This window comes from Streptomyces sp. NPDC107522, from assembly GCF_055657525.1.
This window is the reverse complement of the sequence record NZ_JBVKAU010000008.1, coordinates 94,269-120,828: the sequence shown is the minus strand read 5'-3', so window position 1 is coordinate 120,828 and position 26,560 is coordinate 94,269. Positions and strand designations below refer to the sequence as shown.

Annotated in this window: 24 protein-coding genes and 1 pseudogene; 12 read left to right on the top strand and 13 right to left on the bottom strand. The window is 71.3% G+C overall.

The window, feature by feature from the left end; translation table 11 throughout:
- Positions 1–49: 49 nt before the first annotated feature.
- The 3 genes from ACZ7L6_RS25765 (at position 50) to ACZ7L6_RS25755 (ending at position 2,094) form a co-directional block, all read left to right on the top strand.
- Positions 50–910 carry a helix-turn-helix domain-containing protein gene (locus tag ACZ7L6_RS25765; protein ID WP_471927716.1) on the top strand — a complete coding sequence of 287 codons (861 nt, stop codon included), beginning with the start codon at positions 50–52 and terminating at the stop codon, positions 908–910.
- Positions 911–1,165, top strand: a complete 255-nt coding sequence (locus ACZ7L6_RS25760) for a DUF397 domain-containing protein (RefSeq protein WP_398821318.1) — start codon at positions 911–913, stop codon at positions 1,163–1,165.
- 110 nt (positions 1,166–1,275) lie between these two features.
- A complete protein-coding gene (locus ACZ7L6_RS25755) occupies positions 1,276–2,094 on the top strand; it encodes an SAM-dependent methyltransferase (protein WP_471927714.1) in 819 nt (272 codons plus the stop codon).
- Positions 2,095–2,164: 70 nt separating this feature from the next.
- On the opposite strand, the gene ACZ7L6_RS25750 is transcribed toward ACZ7L6_RS25755, so the two are convergent.
- The 4 genes from ACZ7L6_RS25750 to pdxR form a co-directional block, all read right to left on the bottom strand.
- Positions 2,165–2,869, bottom strand: a complete 705-nt coding sequence (locus ACZ7L6_RS25750) for a protein-tyrosine phosphatase family protein (RefSeq protein ID WP_471927712.1) — start codon at positions 2,867–2,869, stop codon at positions 2,165–2,167.
- A gap of 221 nt (positions 2,870–3,090) precedes the next feature.
- A complete protein-coding gene (locus tag ACZ7L6_RS25745; protein ID WP_471927710.1) occupies positions 3,091–4,014 on the bottom strand; it encodes a hypothetical protein in 924 nt (307 codons plus the stop codon).
- Positions 4,011–6,659 (bottom strand): PEP/pyruvate-binding domain-containing protein, encoded by a 2,649-nt coding sequence (locus ACZ7L6_RS25740; RefSeq protein ID WP_471927708.1) that lies wholly within the window; start codon positions 6,657–6,659, stop codon positions 4,011–4,013. Before ACZ7L6_RS25740 ends, ACZ7L6_RS25745 begins: the two co-directional genes overlap by 4 nt.
- A 388-nt stretch (positions 6,660–7,047) precedes the next feature.
- Complete coding sequence (gene pdxR / locus ACZ7L6_RS25735) at positions 7,048–8,541, bottom strand: MocR-like pyridoxine biosynthesis transcription factor PdxR (RefSeq protein WP_471927706.1); 1,494 nt, start codon at positions 8,539–8,541, stop codon at positions 7,048–7,050.
- Between the two features lie 47 nt (positions 8,542–8,588).
- On the opposite strand from pdxR, the gene ACZ7L6_RS25730 reads away from it, so the two are divergent.
- Entirely contained in the window at positions 8,589–9,110 is a 522-nt protein-coding gene (locus tag ACZ7L6_RS25730) for a carboxymuconolactone decarboxylase family protein (RefSeq protein WP_471927704.1), read from the top strand.
- Positions 9,111–9,129: 19 nt separating this feature from the next.
- Here the strand turns inward: ACZ7L6_RS25730 and ACZ7L6_RS25725 are convergent, their stop codons facing one another.
- The 3 genes from ACZ7L6_RS25725 to ACZ7L6_RS25715 form a co-directional block, all read right to left on the bottom strand.
- Positions 9,130–10,617, bottom strand: coding sequence for a glutamate synthase subunit beta (locus ACZ7L6_RS25725; RefSeq protein WP_471927702.1), 1,488 nt, complete (start codon positions 10,615–10,617; stop codon positions 9,130–9,132).
- A gap of 300 nt (positions 10,618–10,917) precedes the next feature.
- Positions 10,918–11,397, bottom strand: a complete 480-nt coding sequence (locus ACZ7L6_RS25720) for an anthrone oxygenase family protein (protein WP_471927700.1) — start codon at positions 11,395–11,397, stop codon at positions 10,918–10,920.
- Between the two features lie 353 nt (positions 11,398–11,750).
- On the bottom strand, positions 11,751–12,446 hold the full coding sequence (locus ACZ7L6_RS25715; RefSeq protein WP_471927698.1) for a DUF2293 domain-containing protein: 696 nt from the start codon (positions 12,444–12,446) through the stop codon (positions 11,751–11,753).
- Positions 12,447–12,707: 261 nt separating this feature from the next.
- On the opposite strand from ACZ7L6_RS25715, the gene ACZ7L6_RS25710 reads away from it, so the two are divergent.
- From ACZ7L6_RS25710 to ACZ7L6_RS25700, 3 genes are all read left to right on the top strand, one after another.
- The gene (locus ACZ7L6_RS25710; protein ID WP_471927696.1) at positions 12,708–13,349 is read left to right on the top strand and encodes a nucleoside/nucleotide kinase family protein; all 642 of its coding nucleotides are present in this window, start codon (positions 12,708–12,710) and stop codon (positions 13,347–13,349) included.
- Between the two features lie 58 nt (positions 13,350–13,407).
- A complete protein-coding gene (locus ACZ7L6_RS25705; protein WP_471927694.1) occupies positions 13,408–13,821 on the top strand; it encodes a PPOX class F420-dependent oxidoreductase in 414 nt (137 codons plus the stop codon).
- 134 nt (positions 13,822–13,955) lie between these two features.
- Positions 13,956–14,393, top strand: coding sequence for a CBS domain-containing protein (locus ACZ7L6_RS25700; protein WP_471927692.1), 438 nt, complete (start codon positions 13,956–13,958; stop codon positions 14,391–14,393).
- Between the two features lie 91 nt (positions 14,394–14,484).
- Here the strand turns inward: ACZ7L6_RS25700 and ACZ7L6_RS25695 are convergent, their stop codons facing one another.
- Positions 14,485–15,612, bottom strand: a complete 1,128-nt coding sequence (locus ACZ7L6_RS25695; RefSeq protein ID WP_471927690.1) for a magnesium and cobalt transport protein CorA — start codon at positions 15,610–15,612, stop codon at positions 14,485–14,487.
- Between the two features lie 262 nt (positions 15,613–15,874).
- On the opposite strand from ACZ7L6_RS25695, the gene ACZ7L6_RS25690 reads away from it, so the two are divergent.
- Positions 15,875–16,669 carry a methyltransferase domain-containing protein gene (locus ACZ7L6_RS25690; protein WP_471927688.1) on the top strand — a complete coding sequence of 265 codons (795 nt, stop codon included), beginning with the start codon at positions 15,875–15,877 and terminating at the stop codon, positions 16,667–16,669.
- An 8-nt stretch (positions 16,670–16,677) separates the two neighbouring features.
- Here the strand turns inward: ACZ7L6_RS25690 and ACZ7L6_RS25685 are convergent, their stop codons facing one another.
- Both ACZ7L6_RS25685 and ACZ7L6_RS25680 read right to left on the bottom strand, forming a co-directional pair.
- Entirely contained in the window at positions 16,678–17,568 is an 891-nt protein-coding gene (locus ACZ7L6_RS25685) for a carbohydrate kinase family protein (RefSeq protein WP_471928111.1), read from the bottom strand.
- A 391-nt stretch (positions 17,569–17,959) separates the two neighbouring features.
- The gene (locus tag ACZ7L6_RS25680) at positions 17,960–18,868 is read right to left on the bottom strand and encodes a pseudouridine-5'-phosphate glycosidase (RefSeq protein ID WP_471927686.1); all 909 of its coding nucleotides are present in this window, start codon (positions 18,866–18,868) and stop codon (positions 17,960–17,962) included.
- A gap of 98 nt (positions 18,869–18,966) precedes the next feature.
- Between ACZ7L6_RS25680 and ACZ7L6_RS25675 the strand changes: the two genes are divergently transcribed.
- Positions 18,967–19,395 carry a VOC family protein gene (locus ACZ7L6_RS25675; protein WP_471927684.1) on the top strand — a complete coding sequence of 143 codons (429 nt, stop codon included), beginning with the start codon at positions 18,967–18,969 and terminating at the stop codon, positions 19,393–19,395.
- Positions 19,396–19,426: 31 nt separating this feature from the next.
- Here ACZ7L6_RS25675 and ACZ7L6_RS25670 read toward each other — a convergent pair whose 3' ends face one another.
- The 3 genes and pseudogenes from ACZ7L6_RS25670 to ACZ7L6_RS25660 all read right to left on the bottom strand — a co-directional run.
- Positions 19,427–20,716: an MFS transporter gene (locus ACZ7L6_RS25670; protein WP_471927682.1), complete on the bottom strand. Its 1,290-nt coding sequence runs from the start codon at positions 20,714–20,716 to the stop codon at positions 19,427–19,429.
- Positions 20,717–20,933: 217 nt separating this feature from the next.
- Positions 20,934–21,488: a methylated-DNA--[protein]-cysteine S-methyltransferase gene (locus ACZ7L6_RS25665; RefSeq protein ID WP_471927680.1), complete on the bottom strand. Its 555-nt coding sequence runs from the start codon at positions 21,486–21,488 to the stop codon at positions 20,934–20,936.
- 77 nt (positions 21,489–21,565) lie between these two features.
- Positions 21,566–22,423, bottom strand: a pseudogene (locus ACZ7L6_RS25660) (glycerophosphodiester phosphodiesterase); the annotation flags it as partial.
- Positions 22,424–22,702: 279 nt separating this feature from the next.
- Between ACZ7L6_RS25660 and ACZ7L6_RS25655 the strand changes: the two are divergent.
- The 3 genes from ACZ7L6_RS25655 to ACZ7L6_RS25645 all read left to right on the top strand — a co-directional run bounded on the left by ACZ7L6_RS25655 (position 22,703) and on the right by ACZ7L6_RS25645 (position 26,531).
- Complete coding sequence (locus ACZ7L6_RS25655; RefSeq protein WP_471927678.1) at positions 22,703–23,569, top strand: MHYT domain-containing protein; 867 nt, start codon at positions 22,703–22,705, stop codon at positions 23,567–23,569.
- 40 nt (positions 23,570–23,609) lie between these two features.
- Complete coding sequence (uvrB, locus tag ACZ7L6_RS25650; RefSeq protein ID WP_471927676.1) at positions 23,610–25,757, top strand: excinuclease ABC subunit UvrB; 2,148 nt, start codon at positions 23,610–23,612, stop codon at positions 25,755–25,757.
- Between the two features lie 195 nt (positions 25,758–25,952).
- Positions 25,953–26,531, top strand: a complete 579-nt coding sequence (locus tag ACZ7L6_RS25645) for a TerD family protein (RefSeq protein ID WP_380851736.1) — start codon at positions 25,953–25,955, stop codon at positions 26,529–26,531.
- The last annotated feature ends 29 nt before the right edge of the window (positions 26,532–26,560 follow it).

Sequence of the window (26,560 nt, the reverse complement as noted above, 5' to 3'; positions counted from 1 at the left end):
GGTTGGCCAGGATTCAGTCGTCTGTCGGGATTCATCGTGGAGGTGGAGCGTGAGCGAGCCGCGGTCCGCGCCGACGGTCGGTCAGGTCGTTCTCGGTCGGCGCCTGCTGGACCTGCGGGAACGCGCCGGACTCAAACGCGAGGAGGCGGCCCGCATCCTCCGCGTCGCCCCCGCCACGGTCCGCCGTATGGAGACGGCCGAGGTCGCGCTCAAGATCCCGTACCTCCAACTGCTCCTGAAGGCCTACGGCATCGCGGACGACGAGGCCGAGGCCTTCGTGCAACTGGCTGAGGAGGCCAACAAGCCCGGCTGGTGGCAGCGGTTCCACGACATCCTGCCCGGCTGGTTCTCGATGTACGTCAGCCTGGAGGGCGCGGCCGCGCTCATCCGGTCGTACGAACCACACTTCGTGCCCGGCCTGTTGCAGACCGAGGACTACGCGCGCGGAGTGCTGCGGTCGGGCGCCATCGGCCAGACCAGCCCGGACGACATCGAGCGCCATGTCGCTCTGCGCATGCAACGCCAGCAACTGCTCACCCGTGACGACGCGCCCCGGCTGTGGGTGGTGATGGACGAGACCGTGCTGCGCCGCCCGGTGGGCGGCCCGGAGGTGATGCGTGCCCAGGTCGACAGGCTGCTCGAGGCCACGAAGCTGCCCAACGTGACGTTGCAGGTGGTCCCGTTCGCGAACGGGCCGCACCCCGGCACGTACGGGCCCTTCGCGCTGTTCCGATTCGCCATGCCGGAGCTCCCGGACATGGTCTACATCGAGTACCTGACCGGCGCCGTCTACCTCGACGCGCGCGTCGAGGTGGCGACCCATCTCGAGGTCATGGACCGCATGGCGGCGCAGGCCGCCACGGCACATCGCACGAAGGAGATCCTCCGGGGTCTCCGCAAGGAGCTGTGAATGGATCGCATCAAGCCGCGCATACGCGTCTACAACGGCATGCCCGCGCGGGACTTGGGCAGCGAGGGCTGGCACAAGCCGTGGAGCGGCGGAAACGGCGGCAGCTGCCTGGAGGCGATGAAGCTCGCCGACGGCCGGATCGCCGTCCGTCAGTCGACCGACCCGGACGGGCCGGCCCTGATCTACACCCCGGCCGAGATGACGGCGTTCATCGAGGGCGCCAAGGCGGGGGAGGCGGACTTCCTGCTGTCCTGAACCCGGCGCCGTGTCCGGACTTGTTGTTCAGCCACTTCTGCTGCCCCAGTTCTTCTGCCGGCACTTCCCTTGTTCGGTACTGAGTTGATCACCAGCCACCGCAGACACTTATGGAGTTCGTCATGACCGGGCGAAACCGTTTCATCGAGATCGACACCAGCAAGCCGCATCCCGCGCGCATGTACGACTGGTATCTCGGCGGCAAGGACAACTACCCGGTCGACGAGGCCATGGGGCAGCAGATGCTCGCCCTCGACCCGCGCGTCCCGGTGATGGCGCGGGTCAACCGCGCGTTCATGCACCGCGCCACCCGCTGGCTCGCCCGGCAGGGCGTCCGCCAGTTCCTGGACATCGGCACCGGCATCCCGACCGAGCCGAACCTCCACCAGGTCGCCCAGGAGATCGCGCCGGACGCGCGCGTCGTCTACTGCGACAACGACCCCATCGTGCTCGCGCACGCGGCGGCCCTGCTGCGCGGCACCGAGGAGGGGACGACGGAGTACCTGCAGGCCGACGTCCGCGACCCCGGCGCCATCCTCGAAGGCGCCAAGCGGATCCTGGACTTCGGCGAGCCGGTGGCCCTGTCCCTCGTCGCGCTGCTGCACTTCGTCTCCGACGAGGACGGTGCGCACGACCTGGTCGGCCGGCTGCTGTCCGAACTGCCCTCCGGCAGCTACCTGGTGGTGTCCCACGCCACCGCCGACTTCACTCCCGAGGAGTCCGCGGCGGCCACCGAGAAGCTCAAGGCGGCCGGCGGCACGCTGGCCCTGCGCTCCCGCGAGGAGTTCACCCGCTTCTTCGCCGGCCTCGAACTCGTCGAGCCCGGCGTGCAAGTGCCCCACCACTGGCACCCCGAGCTGGGAGAGCCGGTACCCGGGCAGGACGACGGGGTCATTCCCGGGTACGGGGCGGTGGGGCGTAAGCCGTAGCGGGGCGTGGTCCTGCGGCTCCCAAGTAACCGTGGCCGTAGGCCCGTTGTCCTATGGCCTCACAAGTGCCTTACAGGTACGACATGATGCGCCGCGGAGCGTCCACCAGGCGGCTGACGACCACCACCGGCAGCGGAGGCTGCTCGGCCTTGGCGGGGCTGAGGTTGAGCCCGTAGTAGATCTGCTCCAGCGACGGCGGTCCGACCGCGAGGTTGCGCCGGACGGCCTGCGACGGCGACTCCTCGCCGGTCTTCACGAGGTACGCCGCGACCATCGCGCCCGTACGGCCGACGCCCGCGCCGCAGTGCACGAACACCGGGCCGGACGACGAGGAGACGACGTCGAGGAAGCGCTGCACCTGGTGCGGTGACGGCGTCTGTCCGTCGCGGATCGGCAGGCGTACGACGCTCAGCCCGGCCTTGCCCGGTTCGGCCAGCTGGGCCGCGCTCATGTCCTCGGCGCGCAGGTCGACGACGGTGGTGATGCCCATGCCCGCCAACGCCCGGTAACCGGCGGGGGAGGGGGCGGAACCGCGCCACAGCCTGCCTTCGGTGTCCACGGGCTGGAAGTGGTTCACGCCCTGGACGGAGCGCGTTCCGGCAGGCGCCGGCGTCTCCTCACGGGCCCAGAACGACGCGCCCAGGATGCTTCCGGCGCCCACTGCCCACAGGGCGATGTAGCCGATGACGATGCCGAGAAGGATCCGCAGGGCGCGCCTGGAGAGCGGCCGCTTGCGGACGGCAGGGCGGGGCAGGGTTGCGGAGAGAACAGCCATGGGCGACCTGGGGAACTAGGGGACGAGGACGCCTTGGAAGAGTACCCCCAGGTCTGTGATCAATGGGATGCTACGTCCGATTCTGTGTGCTATGTCTCATTTGTCATGCTCTGTCGCCAACCCGTGCCCTGCTCTGTCGCCAACCCGTGCCCTGCCCTGCCGCCAGCCCGGGCCCTGCCCTGTCGCCGACCCCTGCCATGCCTTGTTGCTGATCCCCGCGATCACCGTGAGTCGTCGCCCGACTCCACGTCGGAGACGCCGACCACCGTGAGGTGGGCGCGCTCCAACGTCGCGTCCTCCAGGCAGCCGCGCAGCCGCCTGACGTCATGATCGGTGAGCGCGGGCCGCACGACCCCGGCGAACATGCCGTTCCCGAGGTCGCCGAGTGGGGCGTTGCGCAGGGGCGCGGCCGTGGAGTGCCGGCAGCTCTCCCAGATCTGGTGCGCGGCGAGCGCCTTCCCGTCGGACGACACGTCCGGGCTCCGCAGGTCGATCCGGACGAGCACCGAGGTCGCCTCGTGCTCGTTGGCCTCCTCCGCCCTGGTCTGGGTGAGGTCGGCGAGACCCACGACCAGCGCGGCGAGCAGGGCGACGCTGAAGACCGCGGCCGTCGTCACGCGCGCGGTACGGCCCCGGGAGGCCCCGGCGCCGAGCTCCGGCAGGTCGTCCAGGTCACCGGGTGCCGCCGGATCGGGCGCGGCGAGGACGGCCAGCCGCCCGGCCAGGCGGCGCTCGGCGGGTCTGGCCGTGGCCGACGCGACCTTCTGCACCACCCAGGCGAGCCCGGACAGCAGCACTCCGGCGACCATGAGGACCGGGACGAAGACGTATGCCCGGTCCGCCGGGTCGTCCAGCCAACGGAACCGTGTCTCCTCGCGCGTCACGGCCGGCTCCCGCAGCCGGGTCAGCACGTCCTCCTGGCGGGCGTCCAGCTCCCGCTGCCGCCGGTCGGTGTCCCGCAGCCGCTCCTCGATCCGGTTCAGCCGCCCCAGTGTCACCAGGGCGAACAGCATCACCTCGACCACCAGCAGCAACACCCCGCAGATCATCGCCCGCTGCCACTGCCAGCGGTACAGATAGACGACGAGGTAGGTGCCCGCGCCGGTGGCGGCCAGCGCTCCGAAGACGTACGCGATCTTTCTCATGACGCGTCCCCCAGTCGTACGTCACCGGCGGTCCCGTCGACGGTGAGCCGGGAGCCCGGCGGGAAGCGGCGTACGGCGTCGGTGGCGCCGACCACCGCGGGGAGCCCGAACTCCCTCGCCAGGACGGCCAGATGGGACAACGGGCTGCCGGTCTGGGCGACCAGGCCGGTCAGGCCGGGCAGCAGCGGGGCGAGCGCGGGGTCCAGGGTGCGCACGACCAGGACGGCGTCCGTCGGACGGGGCCCCGCCCCGTCCCATACGGTCCCGACGACGCGCCCCGCGGACACGCCCCGCACGCCGTCGCCCCGGCCCGCCGCGCGCTCGGCGACGACGACCTGGCCGTCCGCCAGCCGGAAGGCGTCGGGCAGCGGCGGCGACTCGGCCTGCGGCACGCGCGCGTGGAGATCGCCGGGCAGGGCCGCGCCGTCCAGCACGGCGGCCAGTTCCACCCACCGCAACAGCCCGACGCGCTCCACGCCGACCCCCAGCCGCCGCGCCACGTCCCGCACGAGCCGCACCTGCAGTTCCTGCACCCAGCGGATGCGGAGGCGGAGGGCTTCGCGGGGTGGGAGCGGGGTGAGGCGTGCGGAGGGAGTGGGCGGTGTGATCAGTGGGGGAGCGCTGGTCGGGTTGGGGGTCGTCGCTTGCGGGTGCTGGTGCGGGTGTGGTTGCGCATCGGTCGGAAGTGCTTGCCGGGGCGCGGTGACCGGGATCGTGTGGGGGGTGGGGGTGCCGGCTTCGGGGCGGGGGGTGGGCTGAGCGGCGCCGGTGTAGGGGGTGGCGTAAGCGGCGACGGGTGTGTCGGCCGGGGTGGCACGCCGAGGCGGTTCGAGGGCCGGCGGACGTGGGGAGGGCGGGTGACTGCGGTGACCGTTGCCGGTGGATGCCGGTTGCATGGTCCGGGTCGGCGGCGCTTGGGGGCGGGTGGTGCCGTTGGTCTCCGGGTGTGTTGTCGGTCGACCGGCGTCGGTGGCATCCGGGGCGGGTGTGGTCGTGGGCTGTGGTTGTCCGTGCTGCTCCGCCGTCGCGGCCGGGCGGGAGGCCGTCGTGGTCGTCGGCTGGGGTGTTGCCGTAGCGCCCGGCAGTCGTTCATGGCCGCACAGGCTCGGGGCGGTGAGGGCCAGGATCACGGGGTCAGCGGCGACGATCCGGTCGTCGGGCACGCCCCGCGCGCGGGCCTCGGCCAAGGCGGCGAGGGCCGTGCCGGCCGCGGTGGGGCTCTTGGACGGTTCGTCGAGGAGGGCCCCGGCGAGGGCTTCCTGGGCGTGCAGGGAGACCAGGACCCGGCGGGTCCAGCGGAGCTCCGCGGCGAGGGCGGAGCCGGAGAGCCCGACGGGCGACGGGATCTCGGCGAGGCGGCCGTCGACGTCGGCCACGAGATCGGCCGCCAGCCCGGGCAGGGAGGACGCGAGGCGGCCCACCCGCCAGGCGGCGGCGAGCCGACGCGCGCCGGGCGCCGGATTGAGCCACGCGAGCAGGCGATGCCGCGGCGGTACGGCGCCCAGGAGGCGCAGGTCGGCGGCGGCGCGTCCGGCGACCGTCGTGACGACGGGCACCGACTTCAGCAGCCGGCGCGGCGCGGTGCCCCCGATGTCGAGCGCGGCGGCGAGCCCACGGGCCATCGGCGCCACCCACAGGTCCTCCTCCAGCGGTCCCAACTGCTCCGGCAGCGTCTCCGCCACCGGACCGGGCCCGAGCAGCCGCGCCCCGCGGGCCGGCCGCGCCGCCATCGCCGTGATCGGCCGGCTCTGGAACAGCCACAGCCGCCCGTCCGCGTCGAACCCGAACTCCACGTCCTGCGGCCCGCCGAAGACCCGCCGGACCTGCCGCGCGAGCCGCGCCAGCCGGAACAACTCGGCCCGCGTGAGCAGCGAGCCGCCCTCCGCGGACGCGGCGTGCGGGTTCCCGGAGGCCATGGAGGCCAGGGCCTGCGGACCACTCGAACCCCTCGGGGGCCTCCTCCGCGGGTCCCCTGAGTCCTCCGCGGTCCTCGGCTCGCCCGAACTCTCCATCCGCAGCAGCCGTCCTTGCTTGCTCAGCCAGTAGTCGGTGCCGGCCCGCGCCCCGCTGACCAGGCTGTCCGGTCCGCCGCGTACGGCGCTGACCAGCAGCCGGTCGGCCCGCCCCTCGACCGGGTCGGCGCCGAACATCACGCCGCCGACCCGTGCCGTGAGCATGGGCTGCACCAGCACCGCCATCGGCGCCGTCGACCCGTCGGACATGTGCGCCGAGTCGAGCACGGTCTGTACAGCCGTACGGAAGCCGCGCCAGCCGCGCACGTCGAGCACCGAGGCGAACTGGCCCGCCAGAGAGGACTCCTCGGTGTCCTCCTGCGGCGAGGAGGACCGTACGACGAGCGGGCGGGTGCCGCCGTCGGAGAGCTCGTCCCAGGCGCGCCGCAGGGACACCATGTCGCCGCTCGCCCGGTGCGGGATCACGAACCCGGGCAGGACGGGCAGTCCGGCGCGGGCCGCGCGGGCGAGGTTCGCGGCCTTGGACCCTATGAGCCGGGGGAGAGCGGCGTCGGGCTGGTCGAGCGGGACGACGGCCGGGCCGTACGCCTCGACCTGTCCGGGGGCGATGTCACCCCGGTGCTCTTCCCCGTCGCGGGCTGCTTCTCCATGACGTTCATCGAGCGTCGTCATCGAACACCCTCCAGGACCGACCGCCAACAGGGGGGACGCGCGGGGGTGGCCCTGCGCCTGACGACGGAACGAAGGATGGGGGCGAGCCGCTACCGACCCGGCCCCGGGTGCGACGACAGCACGCCTCCTGCTCCGATGATCCCACTCCTGTTCGGATACATGTAGTCCAGAAGCCACATTTCGGACACATGGGAGAACAAATCGGAATGCGGCGGTATGCCGGGACGGGACGACTCGTCCACCAGAAGCAGTCCCCGGCTCCTACCCGGGCAGGAGGCGGCAGGGGCGCGCTCCTTCCCGGGCAGGAGCGCGGTACCGCAGGGCCTGGGCTGGGCCCGGTGCCCGCGCGCCTCACCCGCCGTCCGGGTTCCCGTTCCCGCCCCGGTTCCTAGCCGCCCGGCGGCAGCACCCGGCACAGCGCCTCCAGAGCAGACCCGTACGCATGCTCCGAAGGCGTCGCGAAGCCGACGACGAGGCCCTCGGCGACCGGCATGTCCGGCTCTGTGGCCTCCGGGTGGCGGAACTCGGCGAGGCCGTCCAGGGCGATGCCCTGCCAGGCGGCCGCCGTGACCGTGGACCGCTCGGTGCCGGGCGGCAGCCGCAGCACGGCGTGCAGTCCGGCGGCGACACCGGTGACCTCGATGTGCGGTGCACGCTCGGCGAGCGCCGCGACGAGGCGGTCACGGCGGCTCCGGTACCGCTGCCGCATACGCCGTACATGACGGTCGTACGCCCCGGAAACGATGAGGTCGGCGAGGCTCAGCTGATCGAGGGCGCTCGCCCACGCCTCACGCTCGCCCTTGGCCGCGAGCACGTCGTCGACGTACCGCTCCGGCAGCACCATCCACCCCAGCCGCACCGCCGGTGACAGGCTCTTGCTGACCGAGCCGACGAAGATCACCCGCTCCGGGTCGAGGCCCTGGACGGCGCCGACGGGCTTGCGGTCGTAGCGGAACTCGCCGTCGTAGTCGTCCTCCAGCACCACGCCCCCACGCGCGCGTGCCCAGTCGATCACGGCGGCGCGGCGCTCGGGGTGCAGCGGGCCGCCGGTCGGGAACTGGTGCGCGGGCGTCAGCAGCACGGCCCGTTCGCGCCCCAGCCGGTCGACGCGGGCGCCGTCCTCGTCGAGGGGGAGCGGTACGGTCCGTACGCCCCCGGCGGCGAGGAGTTCCCGGTGGAAGCCGAGCCCGTACGCCTCCACGGCCAGCGGCCCGCGCAGCACGCCGCGGCCCCCGCCCCTGTCCTGGCCGAACAGCAGCCGCAGCGCGTGCGCGAAGCCGGAGCAGATCACGATGCGGCCCGGCTCGGTGCGCACGCCACGCGCGCGTGCCAGGTACTCGGTGAGCGCCTCCCGCAGTTCGACGCGCCCGGCGGGATCACCGGGCCCGAAGACCTCGTTCGGCGCCTGCTGGAGGGCCCGCCGGTAGGAGGCCAGCCAGACCGCGCGCGGGAACGCCGACGCGTCCGGCGTGCCCTGCCGCAGGTCGTGCCGAGGCCCACGCGCGCGTGGAGGCGCCTTATGGGGCACTCGCTCGGCAGGGTCGACACCGCTCGCGCAATCACGCCGCAAGGGCTGGGCGCGCTCGGCCACCCTCGTCCCCGAGCCCTGCCGTGCGGTGAGCCAGCCCTCGGCGACCAGTTCCGCGTAGGCGTCGGCCACCGTGTTGCGGGCGACGCCGAGGTCGGCCGCGAGCGAGCGGTACGGCGGCAGCCGGGTGCCGGGCGCGAGCCGCCCGCTGCGCACGGCCTCACGCAGCGCACGGGTCAACGCGGCCCGCCGCCCGCCCGGCGCCGGCGACTGCGACGACCCTGACGATTCGGAGAGGTCCAGGTGCAGGTCGGCACCGATGCGCTCCGCCGAATTGACCCATGATTCCGCCATGGAAATGCACCCTACAGCCGGTCTTTCGCACTCATAGTGTGGAGCACATGACGACGAACACGACTGCTGCGCACGGCACTTCCGGCATCGACTCCGCCATCGCCACAGCCGAGGCCGCGCGGGCCCGCCTGGACTTCGCCAGGTCCGCCCCGAAGGTCTTCCGCGCCATCGTCGGCTTCGACGCCGCCGCCCGCGAGGGCCTGGACCCGGCGCTCGTCGAGCTGATCCAGATCCGCGCCTCGCACCTCAACCACTGCGCCTACTGCCTCCACATGCACACCAACGACGCCCGCAGGGCCGGTGAGAGCGAGGACCGGCTGCACATGGTCGCTGTCTGGCGCGAGGCCCGCCACTTCTTCACCGAGAAGGAACAGGCGGCCCTGGCCCTGACGGAGGCGGTGACCCTGGTGGCCGACGGAGGCGTCCCCGACGACGTCTACGCCCGGGCCGCAGCCCACTTCGACGAGCAGGAACTGGCGCACGTACTGGCCCTGATCCTCACGATCAACACGTGGAACAGGGTGGCGCTGGCGACGGGGAAGGTGGCGGGGACGGACGAGCGGCGGTAGGCGGCGCGACCGCCGCCCCTCAAACGGTCATGGGCCGGTCGTACGGCGAGATCGGTGCCGGCAGCCGCGAACTGCCCGTCAGATAGCGGTCGACGGCTGCCGCCACCGCCCGCCCTTCCGCGATCGCCCACACGATCAGCGACTGCCCGCGCGCGGCGTCCCCCGCAGCGAACACGCCGGAGGCGTTCGTGGCGAACCCGGCGTCCCGCGCGATCGTGCCGCGAGGCTGCAGCTCCAGCCCCAGCTGGTCGATCAGCCCGTCCTCCCGGTCGGGCCCGGAGAAGCCGAGGGCGAGCAGCACGAGGTCGGCCGGCAGCGACCGCTCGGTGCCCGGCAGCGGGCGGCGCTCTGCGTCCACTTCGACCAGGCTCAGCGACCGTATGCGCCCGTCGGCGTCACCCGTGAAGCGGAGCGTGGACGCCGCGAACAGCCGGGCGTCCGCGTTCGCCGCGGGCGCCGTCTGAAGATCGCGCGCCTCCTCGTGCGCGGCCGACAGACGGTAGATCTTCGGGTACGTCGGCCAGGGCTCCGTGTCCTCGTCCCGTGCGGCGCCCGGCTGGGCGTAGATGTCCAGCTGGGTCACGGACGCGGCGCCCTCCCGTACGGCGGTGCCCAGACAGTCGGCCCCCGTGTCCCCGCCACCGACGATGACGACATGCTTCCCGGCGGCGGACAGGGGGGACGTCTCCAGGTCCCCCTCGCACACCCGGTTGGCCAGCGGCAGATACTCCATCGCCTGATGGATACCGCTCAACTCCCGCCCGGGTACGGGCAGTTCCCGCCATGCCGTGGCTCCCGTGGCGATCACCACGGCGTCGTAGCGCGACCGCAGTTCGGCGGCTCCGATGTCCCGTCCGACCGCCGTCGACGTACGGAACTTCGTCCCCTCGGCCCGCATCTGCTCGATCCGCCGCTCCAGATGGTGCTTCTCCATCTTGAACTCGGGGATCCCGTACCGCATCAGCCCGCCGATCCGGTCGTCCTTCTCGTACACGGCGACCGTGTGCCCCGCCCGGGTCAGCTGCTGTGCGGCCGCGAGCCCGGTCGGGCCCGAGCCGATCACCGCCACCGTCTTCCCGGACAGCCGCTCCGGGGGACGCGGCGGGGCGAAGCCGTCCTCCCAGGCCCGGTCGGCGATGGCGCACTCGACGTTCTTGATGGTGACGGCCGGCTGGTTGATCGCCAGCACACACCCCGCCTCGCACGGCGCCGGGCACAACCGCCCCGTGAACTCGGGGAAGTTGTTCGTCGCGTGCAGCCGGTCGGCGGCCGCCCGCCAGTCCTCCCGTGACACCAGGTCGTTCCACTCGGGGATCAGATTGCCCAGCGGACAGGCGTCGTGGCAGAAGGGTATGCCGCAGTCCATGCAACGGTCGGCCTGCTTGCTGATGATCGGCAGCAGCGCCCCGGGGACGTACACCTCGTCCCAGTCCTTGACCCGCTCCTCGACGGGCCGACGCGGCCAGTCCTGGCGGGGGGTGGTCATGAAACCCTTGGGATCGGCCATGGCCGTCTTCCTTGCGTGCGCGTGTGACGTGTTGGAGCCGTGCGTCATCGGGCGGCACTCTTCCGGCCACGATACGTCCCATCGGTGGCCTGCGCAGAGTGGGGGACAGCGCTTTCTCCACGGTTTTCCCGCGGGCTCTTCCCGGGCTCGCCCCATGTGGAGTGGGCAGGGGCGGGGCCTATGGGGAGTCGGCCGGATGTGGCTGATGCGGGGCGGGTCGGATGTGGCTCATGCGGGGCGGGTCGGACGTGGCCCGTGCGGAATGGGGCGGGATGGGGTCCGGAGCGGGGCGGGGGCGGGTCAGCTGAGGGCGAGGACGTACGACACCGTCGCGGCGGCCGAGGCGACCATGCGGACGTGGTTCCACGCCGTCCACTCGCGCACGTACGTCGGCCAGTAGGCGGCCGCCTCCGGGGTGCCCGCGTCGAGCTCGAGCAACGCTTCGTTGCGGGGCACGTTCGCCGCCATGGTCACCCCGAACGAGCCGAACAGATACAGCCCGCTGCCGAGCAGCAATTCCACCGTTCCCTCGTCCGGCCAGAGCACGAACGTCACCACGGCGATCACCGCGCACAGCACCGCCGACCCGACGAACACCAGCATGAACGCCGGCGTCAACGCCGTCACATTGATCGCCTTCATCGCGGCGACGCCCTGCGCCGGCGGCAGCACGGCGAGCCCGCGCATCACGAAGGTCGAGAAGGCACAGAAGACCCCGGCCACGAGACCGGTCCCGACCACTCCGATCACGACCAGTACGAAGTACGGCCCCTCAATCATGTCAACGTCAACTCCCGCATCCAGCCGAGATCCTTCCCGGCCCAGCCCCATCTGTCACCTCAAGTGAAGTCGTGCACGAGAACAGTCACCATGGCTGAACGACGCGCACACATACGCGAGCGTCCAGCGGGACGAAGGACGGGCGCCGAGCCTTGAAGAACGGCACTGTGGGTGACCGGTTTTCCTCCTCGGCTGTTGCCAAGTCGGTCGGCTGGAGATGATCCGCCGCAGCGGCGATCAACCGCTGCGGCGATCAACCGCAGCGGCGCTCAACGCGACGGCGTCGTCCGGCGGTGCCGAACGGCCATCCCGCTCAACCGCCACCCTCCGATTCCCGTCTCCCCGGGCCACCGTCAGCCGACGCCCGACATCTCCGCCCGCCACGCCCGCAACGTCGTCTCCACCACCGCCGCGATCCGGCGCCGAGCCTCGTGCCTCGGCACCCCACTCATCAGCAACTGGTCGTACGGGCTGTCCAGATGCCGTACGGACGCCACGACCGCCGACGTCACCGCCCCCTCGGACAACGCCCGCCCCGCCGCACTTCGCCCCACCCGTCCACTGCCCCGAACCGACGCATGCGCGGCGATGTCCCGCGCCCGGTCCGCCGGACACCCCGGAAACAGCCGCCGTATCTCCGCCGCGAACGCCTCAGCGAACCGCACGTCCTCCCGCGCCCGCCGCCGTGCGTCCCGCTGCCGGCGCCGCCGCCGGGCCTCCTCGTCCGCCAGACACCGCTGCTCGGCCCGGGCGAGCCCCGCCTCCTCGACGAGGACGCCCTGCCGCTCGTAACGGCTCTTGCGCCGGTTGAACCTGACGACCACCGCCGACAGCGCACTCTCCTCCCGTGACCGACGCGTCAACGCCGTGTCGCCGCGCGGCAGGAACACCAGATGTCCCAGATCGGCACAGTCGAGGCACCGCGGCGCCCCGTCCTCCAGTACGAGCATCGGCAACGGACCCGCATGACACTCCGCACAGTGCCGCCGCTTGAGAGGCTGGATCACCAGAAGGCCGGTGCGGGGCGGGGGAGTTGCGAGCGCTGCCATACCGGGTTCATTCCCCGTGGGGCGGCTCTGGGGAACTACCCGACTGGGACAACGCACTGCCTCACCAGGACCGCGAACTGCCTGATCGGGACAGGGAACTGCCTGATCGGGCGGGGTGAGCGGCCTGATCGGTCCGCTGAGCGGTGCGAGCGGGGCCACGAAGCGGTCCGGGGGGGCCGGGACACCCGGCCCCGCCCGGCGGCCGCGCCGAAACCTCCCCACCGAGGAGCACCCCGCACCCCGACCGCTCCGTGTCGCATCATGGGCCCTGTGCGACTCGAAGCGATCACCTGGGACCGGCTCGGCGACCTGCTGGCCGAGCGGCTGCTCGACCTGAAGCCGGCCGACGGCAGCTCCTGGCCGCGCATAGCCTTCGACGCTGCCCCGGCGGCCCGCCCGGGAGACCTGGCCGAGCGGGTCGGTGAGGCGTTGCGCATACGCGGCCGTCCCTCGCTCGCCGTCGGCACGGAGGGCTTCCTGCGCCCCGCCTCGGTCCGGCTGGAGCACGGCCACCAGGACGTGGATGCCTATTACGACGGCTGGCTCGACACCGGCGCCCTGTGGCGCGAGGTCTTCGGCCCCCTCGAACCCGGCGGCGACGGCCGCGTCCTGCCCGATCTGTGGGACCCGGCCACCGACCGGGCCACCCGCAGCCCCTACGTCCAACTCCCGCCCGGCGGCTTCCTGTTGCTGCACGGCCCCCTCCTGCTGCGCCACTGGTTCCCCTTCGACCTGACCGTCCACGTCCTTCTCTCACCCGGTGCTCTGCGCCGCCGTACATCCGAGGCCGAGCACTGGACCCTCCCGGCCTTCGAGCGCTACGAGCACGAGACCGACCCGGTCGGCACGGCCGATGTCCTGGTGCGCGCCGACGACCCGCGGCACCCGGCGTGGAGAGGTTGATCCAGAGGGTGATCCCAAAACCCCCCTCCATGCACATGCATTTAATTACTCTGCTCCCATGACAACCTCCACAAGGGATCCGATCTCCTTCGACGACTCCGTACGCACCCTGCTCGACGGCAAGAACTTCGCCAGCGTGGCCACCCTCGGCCCCGACGGCGCCCCGCAGAACTCGGTGGTCTGGATCAAACGCGAGGGCGACACCGTGCTCTTCTCCTCCGTCGACGCCCGCCAGAAGGTGCGCAACCTCCGCCGCGACCCCCGCATCAGCGTCTCGGTCTACGACCTCTCCAATCCCTACAGCTCGGTCGAGATCCGCGGCACCGCGGAGATACTCCCGGACGAGGCCAAGCGGCTCCCGTTCGAGCTCTCGCACAAGTACCTCGGCATCGACCCGCCCGCCGAGAAGGACGACGAGACCCGCGTGATCATTCGTGTCGTCCCGCGGAAAATCGTGCGCTTCTCGGCCTGAGCACCTCCTGCCGTCGGCGGCCGTCACCACTCGGTTCCGGGTGCACGGGCCGGGCGGCGCGGCGAGAATGAAGGACGCCGGGACTAGCGGTGCGTTCCGCGCCGCGCCGGCCGTCCGGCATCGGGAGGTACTTCATGACCACTGCCGGAGACATCATGCACCGTGGTGCCCAGTGGATCCCGGCCCACGAGACCCTCGACCGCGCCGCCCAGCTGATGCGCGAGCTGGGCGTCGGGGCCCTGCCCATCAGCGACCAGAACGAACGGCTCTGCGGCATCCTCACCGACCGCGACATCGTCATCGGCTGCGTGGCCATGGGCCGCGACCCGAGCAAGGTCACCGCCGGCGAGATGGCCCAGGGCACCCCGCGCTGGATCGACGCGAACGCCGACATCAAGGACGTGCTCCGGGAGATGAAGGAGCATCAGATCCGCCGGCTCCCCGTCATCGACAACAAGCGCCTGGTCGGCATGATCAGCGAGGCCGATCTGGCCCAGCATCTGTCGGAGCGCGAGATCGGTCAGTGGGCCGAGAGCGTCTACGCCAGGACCGGGGCGCCGACGACGCACTGACCGGGCGAACGCCTCACCCTCGCCAGTTGTGCCGTCCTCGTCCGGCCGACCGTGCCGGGCGGGGACGCACCTGAGTCGGCCGGAGGAAGCGTCAGAGCCATCCGTTGCGCCGGAAGCCGCGGTACAGCACCACGCACGCGACGGATATCACGGCTATGACCAGCGGATAGCCGAACGTCCAGCGCAACTCCGGCATGTAGTCGAAGTTCATCCCGTACACCCCGCACACCATGGTCGGCACGGCCACGATCGCGGCCCAGGCCGTGATCTTCCGCATGTCCTCGTTCTGCGCGACGGTGACCTGTGCCAGGTGCGCCTGCAGGATCGAGTTCAGCAGTTCGTCGAAGGCGAAGATCTGCTCCTTGGCGCGCAGCAGATGGTCGGACACATCACGGAAGTAGGCCTGTATCTCCGGCTCGACCACCCGGATGGGCAGCGTGGCCAGGTCCTCCAGCGGGCGGCTCAGCGGAACCACGGCCCGCTTCAGCTCCAGGAGTTCCCGCTTCAGCTGATAGATCCGCCCCGGGTCGACCCGCGCGCCGTTCTCCGCGAACACGTCCGACTCGACCTCGTCGATGTCCTCCTGCACCGAGTCCGTGACGTTCAGATAGTCGTCGACCACATGGTCCGCGATCGCGTGCAGCACCGCCGCCGGCCCCTTGGCGAGTTGCTCGGGGTCCGACTCCAGTTCCTCGCGCAACGGGCCCAGTGAACCGTGCCGCCCGTGTCGCACCGTGATCACGAAGTCCCGGCCGACGAACACCATGATCTCGCCGGTGTTCACGACCTCGCTCGTCGCCGTGAGCTGCTCGTGCTCGACATAGCAGACCGTCTTGAACACCGCGAACAGCGTCTCGTCGTACCGCTCCAGCTTCGGTCGCTGATGTGCCTCGACCGCGTCCTCGACCGCCAGCGGATGCAGGTCGAACAACTCGGCGATGCCCGCGAACTCCTGGTCCGTCGGCTCATGGAGGCCGAGCCAGACGAAGCCGGCCCCGCGCTTGCGGACCCGCTGTACGACATCGACCAGATCACCGCTCTCCGGGACCCGTATCCCGTCCCGGTACGTCACGCAGTTCACCACCGAGGAGCCCAGCGGGGACCGGGCGGGATGGCTGAGGTCGACGCGGGGGCGCCGTCGAGTCAGCCGTGCCACCTTGCGGAGGCCGCCGACCTTTCCGAGGCCCGTGACCTTCCGCAGATTCCCTGCCATGGACATCTGGATCTCCTTGCGTGGATCCTCGCGCCGCATCTCTGCGCCCTGGCCCGCCAGTTTGCCAGTTGGGGGTGAGCGGTGGGTAAGCCTGTGGGAACAGCGGATTCCGCTTTGTTCCCGCCTGTGGATGAAGGGAGTTTGCCCATGTCGCCTCACGTTATGGGTGCGAAAACCGGGGGAGCGGAAGGGGGTCGTGTGGAATTCGCGACCCTCCCGTCGAGCGTCGACCGCCACCAAAAAAGAGGGCAAATGGGATGATCTAGACATGATGCGAACCGACGGGTATCTCCTTGACAACCGGCAGGCCGAGGCAGGTGGGCGCTGCGACGCCCTGGGACCTCTTTTCGACCCCACGACGTTCCGGCACCTCGAAGGGTTGGGCATCGGGCCCGGCTGGCACTGCTGGGAGGTGGGCGCCGGCGGCACTTCGGTGGTCTCCTGGCTGGCCAAGAAGGTCGGCCCGACCGGAAAGGTGGTCGCCACCGACCTCGATACCTCACGGCTCGCCCCGGCCGCCCGCCCGCCGGTCGAGGTCCGCGTCCACGACGTGGGCGCCGAGGAGCCGCCGGGGGACGAGTTCGATGTCGTGCACGCCCGGATGGTCCTCTCTCATGTACCGGATCGCGAGCGGGCGTTGCGGTCGATGATCAATGCGCTTCGCCCCGGCGGCAGACTCCTGGTCGAGGACGCCGACCTGTTCCTGCAGCCCCTGCTCTGCCCCGACGAGCACGGCCCCGAACAGCAACTGGCGAATCGCCTCCGCGACGGCGTCCGCGCCCTCCTCGCCGACCAGGGCGCCGAACTCTCCTTCGGCCGCAGGCTCCCGCGCCTGCTCCGCGAGGCCGGACTGAGCCGGGTGGCTGCCGACGCGTACTTCCCGGTCGCCTCGCCCGCCTGCGCCGACCTGGAGTCCGCCACCATCCGAGAGCTCCGCGACCAGCTCGTCACCGCGGGCGTCGCCACCGACCAGGACATCGACCGCCACCTCGCCAACGTCACCGCGGGCGGCATGGACCTGGCTGCGACCCCGATGATCTCGGCGTGGGGACGCAAGGCGTAGGCCAGGGGTCACACCGGCCGGGGCGGTCTCCCGCCCACCTGCCCCACCGCCAGTGCTCCCGCCCGGCACCCCTCCCGAGCCGCGTCCTCGGGTCCGGCGCCAGTGAGCAGGGCCGCGAGGAAAGCACCGGTGAAGGCGTCGCCGGCACCCGTCGTATCCGTCGGGGTCGCCTGCACGGCGGGGACGTGGGCGCCCACGGTGCCCGACCGTGCCACCAGGGCACCGTCCGCGCCCTGCTTCGCGACGACCAGCGGGACAAGACGGCTCAACTTGGCCGCCGCGTCCGCCGCATCGGGCAGCCCCGTGAGCAGGCATGCCTCGTCACGGCTCGGCAGCAGGATGTCCACGCCCTCCACCAGCCCCAGGAAACGGTCGACGCCCAGCTCCGTGAGGAACCCCGCCGACGCCGGATCCAGGCTCACCGGAACTCCACGCGCGCGTGCCGACTCCAGAGCCATTGCCGCGAGCGCCCGGCTCGGCTCGGAGAACATCAGGTAGCCCGAGAGATGCAGTCGGGCGACCCCGTCGAGCAGCGTGTCCGACCAGTCGCCGGGCCCGAGCCGCAGGCACGCGCCGCTGTCGGTGAGGAACGTCCGCTCGGCGGCGGCGCCCTTGTCGACCAGGCAGATCACCGTCCCGGTCGGCGCGTGCGGATCCACGACGAGACGGGGCCGCACTCCGCAGGCGGTCAGCTCCCGTTCGTGCCATGCGGCCGTGTCCGCGCCCACCCTCCCCAGAAGCCGCACATCTGCACATCCCCAACGCGCGGCCCAGCAGGCCACGTTGGCGCCCGCGCCGCCCGGCACCGTCCGGATGGCCGCGGCCGTGTCCGTGCCCGAGGCGAGCGGCCCCCGGTGCTGGGCAATGACGTCCGTCACCACGTCCCCGACGACCAGCAGCGCACCGTCGCGTGTACCGCGGGCAGCCGGTCCACTCCCCGAACGGCCGGGCGCTGTCCCGCCGCTGCCGGGGTCCCGCGGGGCTGCCTCGTTCCCGGGCCGGCGGCCCGTCGCCTCGTTCCGGCCCACCGCCTCGTTCCCGGGCCCGCGGCCCGCCACCTCGTTCCCGGGCCCGCGGCCCGCCGCCTCGTTCCCGGGCCCGCGGCCCGCCGCCCTCGGTCCGCTCCCCGAGCCGCCGGGAGCTGTCCCGCCGCTGCCGGGCTCCCGCGCTGCCTCGTTCCCGGGTCCGCCGCCCGCCGCCTCGTTCCCGGGCTCGCGGGCCGCCGCTCCCGGTCCGCGGCCCGCCGCCTCGCTCCCGTTGCCGCCTGCCCCCGCCCCGGTCATGTCCCGCTCACGCCCCGGCCCACGCTGCCGCGATCCGCCCCGCCAGCCGTACGTTGCCGCGCACCGCCGCAAGGTTGGCGTTCAGCGAGGCACCGTCGGTGTGCCGTACCAGGTAGTCCAACAGGAACGGCGTGACCGCCTGACCGGTGATGCCCCGCTCCTCGCACGCGTGCAGCGCGTCGGTGAGCACACGCGCGTGCAGCTCCGGATCCAGCTGCTCCTCCTCCGGCACCGGATTGGCGACGATCAGCGCCGACTCCGGGCCGTCGAGCGCGTCCTGAGACCGCATCACCTCGGCCACCTCCTGCGGCGACTGAAGCGTCCAATCCACCGGGTGCCCCGAGTCGGACAGATAGAAGCCGGGGAAGCGTTCCGTGCGGTAGCCGGCCACAGCGACGCCCAGCGTCTCCAGCCGCTGCAGGGTCGCCGGGACATCCAGGATCGACTTCACGCCGGCACACACCACGGTGATCCGCGTACGGGCCAGCAGCCCCAGGTCAGCCGACTCGTCCTGCGTCACCGTCCACTCCCGGTGCACGCCGCCGAGCCCGCCCGTCGCGAACACCCGTACCCCTGCTAGAGCCGCCAGCAGAGCGGTCGCCGACACCGTGGTCGCCCCGCTCGCCCCCGACGCCACCGCCAGCGGCAGATCACGGTGCCCGAGCTTGCGGATCCCGTCCTCGTTCGCGATCCGCTCCAGCTGCTCCTTGTCCAGTCCGACATGGGGCCGCCCGTCCAGCACGGCGATCGTCGCGGGGACGGCGCCCTCCCGGCGTACGACGTCCTCCAGCTCCAGTGCCACCTGCAGATTGCGCGGGCGCGGCAGCCCGTGCGCAATGATCGTGGACTCCAGAGCCACCACGGGCCGACGCGCGTCGATCGCCTCTCGCACCTCTTCGGACACCACCAGCACCACGCGCCTGCCTCCTGTCTGTCGGTCTTCCCTCATCTCTGGCGGGCGGCGCACCGGGTCAAACCCTTGCGGCCTGTGGGAGACGACACCAGCCTGGGGGCATGACGGACAACACTGCACGTCTCGACCACGTCGTCCTCTGGGTACGTGACCCGGTGGCGTCGGCCGACTTCTACGAGAAGGCGGTCGGCATGGAGCCGGTCAGGCTCTCCGAATTCTCCGCGGGGGCTGTTCCGTTCCCCTCCGTACGCCTCAACGAGGAGACGATCCTCGACCTCATGCCGCTCACCATGGCGGAGCGCATGCAGATGCTGCCCGGCGCCGCCGAAAGCGCCGGCCACCCGGTCAACCACGTCTGCCTGGCCCTGCCCGGCGACGACTTCGACGCCCTGCGGGCCCGCCTGGAGGAGCGCGGCGCGCCCGTGTCGGACATCTCCCACGACTCCTTCGGCGCCCGTGGCAAGGCCAAGCGCAGCTTCTACTTCCGCGACCCCGACGGCAACGTCTTCGAGGCCCGGCACTACGACTAGCTTGCCCGCCCCGGCTGGTCTTGCCGCGGCCTCACCCGTCCGCCGGGACGTCCCGCGCCCGACGACGGCCCCGCGTGAACATCGCCAGCGCCGCCAAGGGGACGAGCAGACACGCGGCGGTGAAGTTCAGCCAGGCGTAGCTCGCCTGGGCGACCACGAGCCCGGCCGCCGCTCCGCCGATGCCTGCGGAGGCATTCATGATCAGGTCCGACAGACCCTGAGCGGCAGCCCGCGCGGGCTGCGGCACGGAATCCGTGAGCAGCGCGGAACCGGAGACGAGCCCGGCCGACCAGCCGAGCCCGAGTACGAAGAGCCCGGCGGCAGTCTGCCCGTGACTGCCGCCGGCCGTACCGGCGAGGAACGCCGCGCACGCGAGCAGCCCCACGGCGAGCCCGATCCCGGACAGCCGCCCCAGCCGGTCCGACAGCCTCCCCATGAGCGGCGCGAACGCGTACATGCCCGCGATGTGCCCGCTGATGACCAGCCCGATCAGATCGATGCCCGCCCCGTGGTGCGCGAGGTCGACCGGGGTCATCGACATCACCGAGACCATCGCGGTGTGCGCCACGGCAACCGTCACCACCGCGAGCCGGGCCCGCGGCGAGGCGGCCACGGCGGCCAGTCCGGCGCGCAGCGAACGAGCCGCGGACGACTGTTCGTCGGCCGGTGCGAGCGCACGCGCCGTCAGCAGCGGGTCCGGCCGCAGCAGTACGGCCACCACGACCGCGGATATCAGGAAGATCCCGGCCGCCCACAGGAACGGGCCGGCCGCCGCGGGTATCCCGAGGCCCGTGACGCTGCGACCGGCGGGCGAGGCGATGTTCGGGCCGAGGACCGCGCCGATGGTCGTCGCCCATACGACCAGGGAGATGGCCCGGGCCCGCCGCTCCGGCTCGGCCAGATCGGCCGCCGCGAACCGCGCCTGCAGATTCGCCGACGAGGCCGCGCCGAACGCGGCCATCCCGCACAGCAACAGCGGAAAGCTCCCGACGCGGGCCGCGATCACCGTGACACCGGCGCCCAGCGCCCCGATGAGATAGGCCAGCACGAGCCCGGGACGGCGTCCACGCGCGGTCATCAGCGCGGCCAACGGCATCGAGAGAACCGCCGTACCGGCGACGGTCGCGGTGGGCGCGAGTCCGGACAGCGACTCGGTGCCGCTGACCTCCGTGGCCAGCACGGCCGCGAGCGCGATGCCGGTGGCGACGCCCAGCCCGCCCAGGATCTGCGTCGTGATCAGCACGGCCGTGGTGCGGCGCCGCAGAGCCGGCAACCGGTCGGGCGTGACGGACACGACGGCCTGCCGCTCGACGGCGGTCATGAGGTACACCCGTCCGTGCGGCGCGCTGGACCGGCCGACTGAGGACAGCACACCGGACCGGCCGCGTACAGGTGGGTGAAAAGTGTCGTCACAGGCGCAGTCTCCCCCTCTTCTCTCGCCTGCCCAACCGGTGAAGGACCGGTGCTCAACCTCGTGAAGCACTGGGCCCAACGGTGTGAAGGACCGGACCCAACCGGGTGAAGGCCCAGGAAGCCTCTCAGAACAGCGGCTCCGGAAGCACTCCCTCCAACGCGAGCAGCTTCCGCTTGGTCTCCAGACCGCCCCCGAACCCGCCGATGCCGCCGTCGCTCTCCACGACCCGGTGACACGGCACCACGACCGGCAGCGGATTGGCGCCCATCGCCATCCCCACCGCCTGGGCGGCGCCCGGCTGGCCGACTCGCCCGGCCAGATCGCCGTACCCGACGACCGTCCCGTACCGGACGCCGGCGGCCAGTTCGTGCAGCACCTGCCGGTTGAAGCCGGAGATGAGGGACCAGTCCAGCGGCAGCTCGAAGTCGCGCCGCGTACCCGCGAAGTACTGCTCCACCTGACGTATCGCCTCGGCCAGCAGCGGAGAGCCCGGCGCCTCGACCGGCTCGGTGCCGAGCCGGGAGGCCAGGTGGTCGAGCGCCTTGTCGCGCACCTTCTCCGTGGCGTGGAACACGACAGTGACCAGGCCGTCGCGGGTCGCGGCCAGCATCAGTGGACCGATGTCGGTACCGACGACGGCCCAAACGACCTGCTGCTCGTACTGCCCATGGCTGTCCATGTGCCAACCGTACGACCCACCACTGACAACGCCCCGGGAACGGGCCGCGGCCCATGCACGGACCTCAGGCCCAGGGACAGGGAGTCCCGCACCACGTCGGGATGGTTGGTGATGATGCCGTCGACGCCGTACCCGGCGACCAGCCGGGCGGTGTCCGCGTCGTTCACGGTCCAGGTGAAGACCTCCAGCTGCCTGCCGTGCGGTCCCGTGAAGGCGTGGACGGTGGCGACGTAACCCCGGGAGATGGAGCCGTACGAGGGGTTGATCTGGTCGGCGAAGGTCGCGTACCCGGCGAGGTCCGCCGCGGGCGGCGTCCCCAGGAAGCCGGTCCTGACGGCGGGCTTCAGCTTGTGGACGGTCCGGATGCTGTCGGCGCTGAAGCTCTGCACGATCAGCCGGCTCGCCAGATGGGGCGGATCGAGCCAGCCCCCGTCGCTCAGCACCTCGAGGATCTGCCGTTCGATGCCCGGGTACAGCTCGGGGTTCTTGATCTCCAGGAGCAGCTTCTGGTGGTGCAGCTCCACGCGGTCCATGAACTGTTCCAGCGTCGGCACGCGCGCGCCCGTGTACACGTGCCCGAACCAGCTGCCGGCATCCAGGCGGGCGATCTCGGCGGCGGTGAAGTCCTTCACCTTCCAGGGCGCCCGGTCGGGGAAGACCTGCTCCACGTCGGTCGTGCGCCTGAGGTTGTCGTCATGGATGACGACCAGTTCGCCGTCCTTGGTGCGCTGTACGTCGTTCTCGACCCAACCGATGCCCAGTTCGGCGGCCTTGTCGACGGCGGCGAGCGTGTTCTCGGGAGCGTAGGCCGAGGCCCCTCGGTGAGCGATGACCGTGGGCTGCTCGGCGCCGGCCCGGGCGTCGGAGGCGGGAAGCAGCAGAGCGGCGGTTCCCAGGAGCGCGGTCGTCATGGCGGCTACAGCGCGCGCGTGCATGCGTACTCCTCGCGTCGAACGATCACGGACAGCACAACTGTGACAGCAGACGGTCAACGACGAAGGAGTACAGAATGGCCACAGAATGAATGGAGTTGCCCAGGCCCGCTCACTCGTGCCGCACAACTGGGGCAAGGCCGTGTTTCTTTGCCGGAAAATCGTTCGACCATTCCGGTGGGAGTTACCCTCTGCCTCAACCCTGACCGCTCGGGCGGTGCTGGGAGGGGGGCGCATTTCACGGGGTTCCGGGACGTAAGAGGGCGGGAAGGGCAACCGCGTATGCAGGGCACGATCGACGGTTTCAGCTACGGACTCGTCACACCGCTGGTGGCCTACCTCATGGCCTGCCTCGGCGGTGCCCTCGGCCTGCGCTGCACCACCAGATCGATGCTCGTCTCGCAGTCCTGGCGTCCCGGCTGGCTCGCTCTGGGAGCGGCGGCCATCGGCTCCGGCATATGGACCATGCACTTCGTCGCGATGATGGGGTTCACGGTCAAGGAGACGCCGATCCACTACGACAAAGCGATGACGTTCGCGAGCCTGGCCGTCGCCATCGTCATGGTGGGCATCGGGATCTTCATCGTCGGCTACAAGGGCGCCAGCGGAACGGCTCTGTTCACCGGAGGCACCATCACCGGCCTGGGCATCGCCTCGATGCACTACCTGGGCATGGCCGGCCTGCGGCTCGACGGCAAGCTGGAGTACAACACGATCACCGTGGCCGTCTCCGTCGTGATAGCCATGGTGGCGGCCACTGCCGCGTTGTGGGCCGCCGGACAGGTCAGAGGGTTCCTGTGGAGCGTGGGCGCGAGCCTCGTCATGGGCCTCGCCGTCAGCGGCATGCACTACACCGGCATGGCCGCCCTCAGTGTCCATCTCCACGGCACGGGGTCCCCCTCCACGGGCGACTCACCCGCCGCCCTGCTCGCGCCGATGCTGGTCGGCCCGCTCGCCTTCCTGCTCCTCGCGGGCGTCGTCGTGCTCTTCGACCCGAAGATGGTCATGGGTAAGCCCACGGTGGCCCCCGTCGAGCACAAGCCGGGCGTCCCGGCCCACGCCACCGTCCCGCATCCGACCCGTCGGCCGCCGCTGCGACCGCGCCGCGCGCCGGAGCACCGAGGCTCCCGAACCCCGCAGAACCACTGATCGGGCCGTGTTGTCAGTGGCGGGTCGTACGGTGGATTCCATGCGGCCCGTTTCCAGCATCGAACGCACGGTGGCGCCCTTCGAGGTCGTCAGCCCCTACCAGCCCAGCGGCGACCAGCCGCAGGCCATCGCCGAGCTCGCCCGGCGCATCGAAGCCGGCGAGAAGGACGTCGTCCTGCTCGGCGCGACCGGCACAGGCAAGTCCGCCACCACCGCGTGGATGATCGAGAAGCTCCAGCGCCCCACCCTGGTGATGGCGCCGAACAAGACGCTGGCCGCTCAGCTGGCGAACGAGTTCCGCGAGCTCCTGCCGAACAACGCCGTCGAGTACTTCGTCTCGTACTACGACTACTACCAGCCCGAGGCCTACGTCCCGCAGTCGGACACCTACATCGAGAAGGACTCCTCGATCAACGAGGAGGTCGAGCGCCTGCGCCACTCCGCGACCAACTCGCTGCTCACCCGCCGAGACGTCGTCGTGGTCGCCTCGGTCTCCTGCATCTACGGCCTCGGTACTCCCCAGGAGTACGTGGACCGCATGGTCCCCCTCAAGGTCGGCGAGGAGATCGACCGGGACCAGCTGCTGCGCCGCTTCGTGGACATCCAGTACACGCGCAACGACATGGCCTTCACCCGCGGCACCTTCCGGGTGCGCGGCGACACCATCGAGATCTTCCCGGTCTACGAGGAGCTCGCCGTCCGCATCGAGATGTTCGGCGACGAGATCGAGGCCCTGTCCACGCTGCACCCGCTCACCGGCGAGATCATCAGCGACGACGAGCAGCTGTACGTGTTCCCGGCCTCCCACTACGTCGCGGGCCCCGAGCGTATGGAGCGGGCCGTCAACGACATCGAGAAGGAGCTGGGGGAGCGCCTCGCCGAACTGGAGAAGCAGGGCAAGCTCCTGGAGGCCCAGCGCCTGCGGATGCGGACGACGTACGACCTGGAGATGCTCCGCCAGATCGGCTCCTGCTCCGGCGTCGAGAACTATTCGATGCACTTCGACGGCCGCGCGCCCGGCTCCCCGCCCAACACCCTGCTGGACTACTTCCCGGACGACTTCCTGCTCGTCATCGACGAGTCGCACGTCACGGTGCCGCAGATCGGCGCCATGTACGAGGGCGACGCGTCCCGTAAGCGCACCCTCGTCGACCACGGCTTCCGCCTACCCTCCGCCCTCGACAACCGCCCCCTGAAGTGGGAGGAGTTCCAGGAGCGCATCGGGCAGACCGTCTACCTGTCGGCGACCCCCGGCACCTACGAGCTCTCCCGCTCGGACGGCCAGGTCGAGCAGATCATCCGCCCCACCGGCCTCGTCGACCCGGAGGTCGTCGTCAAGCCCACCGAGGGCCAGATCGACGACCTGGTCCACGAGATCCGCCAGCGCGTCGAGAAGGACGAGCGCGTCCTGGTCACCACCCTCACCAAGAAGATGGCCGAGGACCTCACGGACTACTTCCTGGAACTCGGCATCCAGGTGCGCTACCTGCACAGCGACGTCGACACGCTGCGCCGCGTCGAGCTGCTGCGCGAGCTGCGCGCGGGCGAGTTCGACGTCCTGGTCGGCATCAACCTCCTGCGCGAGGGCCTCGACCTGCCCGAGGTGTCCCTCGTGGCGATCCTCGACGCCGACAAGGAGGGCTTCCTGCGCTCCGGCACGTCCCTGATCCAGACCATCGGCCGCGCGGCGCGCAATGTCTCCGGCCAGGTCCACATGTACGCCGACAAGGTCACCCCGGCGATGGAGAAGGCCATCGACGAGACCAACCGCCGCCGGGAGAAGCAGGTCGCGTACAACAAGGCGAACGGCATCGACCCCCAGCCGCTGCGCAAGAAGATCAACGACATCGTCGCGCAGATCGCCCGGGAGGACGTCGACACCGAGCAGCTGCTCGGCACGGGCTACCGCGCGAAGAAGGACGGCCGCGGCACCAAGGCCCCCGTGCCCTCCCTCGGCGACAAGGCGGCCAAGGGTGCGAAGGCAGCCAAGTCCGCCAAGGGCAAGGCCAAGGAGACGGTACCGACCGACCGGCCGGCCGCCGATCTGGCCGAGCAGATCGAGGAGTTGACGGAGCGTATGCGCGCCGCAGCCGCAGATCTGCAGTTCGAGATCGCGGCCCGGCTGCGCGACGAGGTGTCCGAGATGAAGAAGGAACTGCGCCAGATGAAGGAGGCGGGCCTGGCCTGACCGGCCCCGGGCGCCGGTCCCATGCCGATACCGGCGCCCTGAACCGCCTTCGGGGGCCCGCCAAGCACGCGCTGTGTTGCAAGACCGACACAAAGTGCGGACCGGGGTACGGCACTGTCAGTGCCCCTGCGTAGGGTTCTCGTCATCCGCGGAGTCCGCGGCCAACAGGGGACAGCTCGAGAGGGGAATCAGCACGTGACCGTCAACATGACCAAGGGTCAGGCCATCAGTCTGCAGAAGAACGACGGCGGCAGCCTGACCGCGGTGCGCATGGGTCTCGGCTGGCAGGCGGCTCCCCGGCGCGGCCTGTTCGGCTCGCGGACGCGGGAGGTCGACCTCGACGCCTCCGCCGTCCTGTTCGCGGACAAGCAGCCGGTCGACGTCGTCTTCTTCCGCCACCTGGTGAGCGACGACGGCTCCGTGCGCCACACCGGTGACAACCTCGTCGGCGGTGTCGGCCAGGGCGGCGACGACGAGGCGATCCTCGTCGACCTGGCGCGTATCCCGGTCCACATCGACCAGATCGTGTTCACCGTGAACTCCTTCACGGGCCAGACGTTCCAGGAGGTGCAGAACGCGTTCTGCCGCCTGGTCGACGAGACCAACGGCCAGGAACTCGCCCGCTACACCCTCGCGGGCGGCGGCGCCTACACGGCCCAGATCATGGCGAAGGTGCACCGCAACGGCCCGGGCTGGACGATGACGGCCCTCGGCACCCCGGCCAACGGCCGTACCTTCCAGGACCTGATGCCGGCGATCCTGCCGCACCTGTAGGACCTGCCGGGCGATCGGCGAGCGGCACA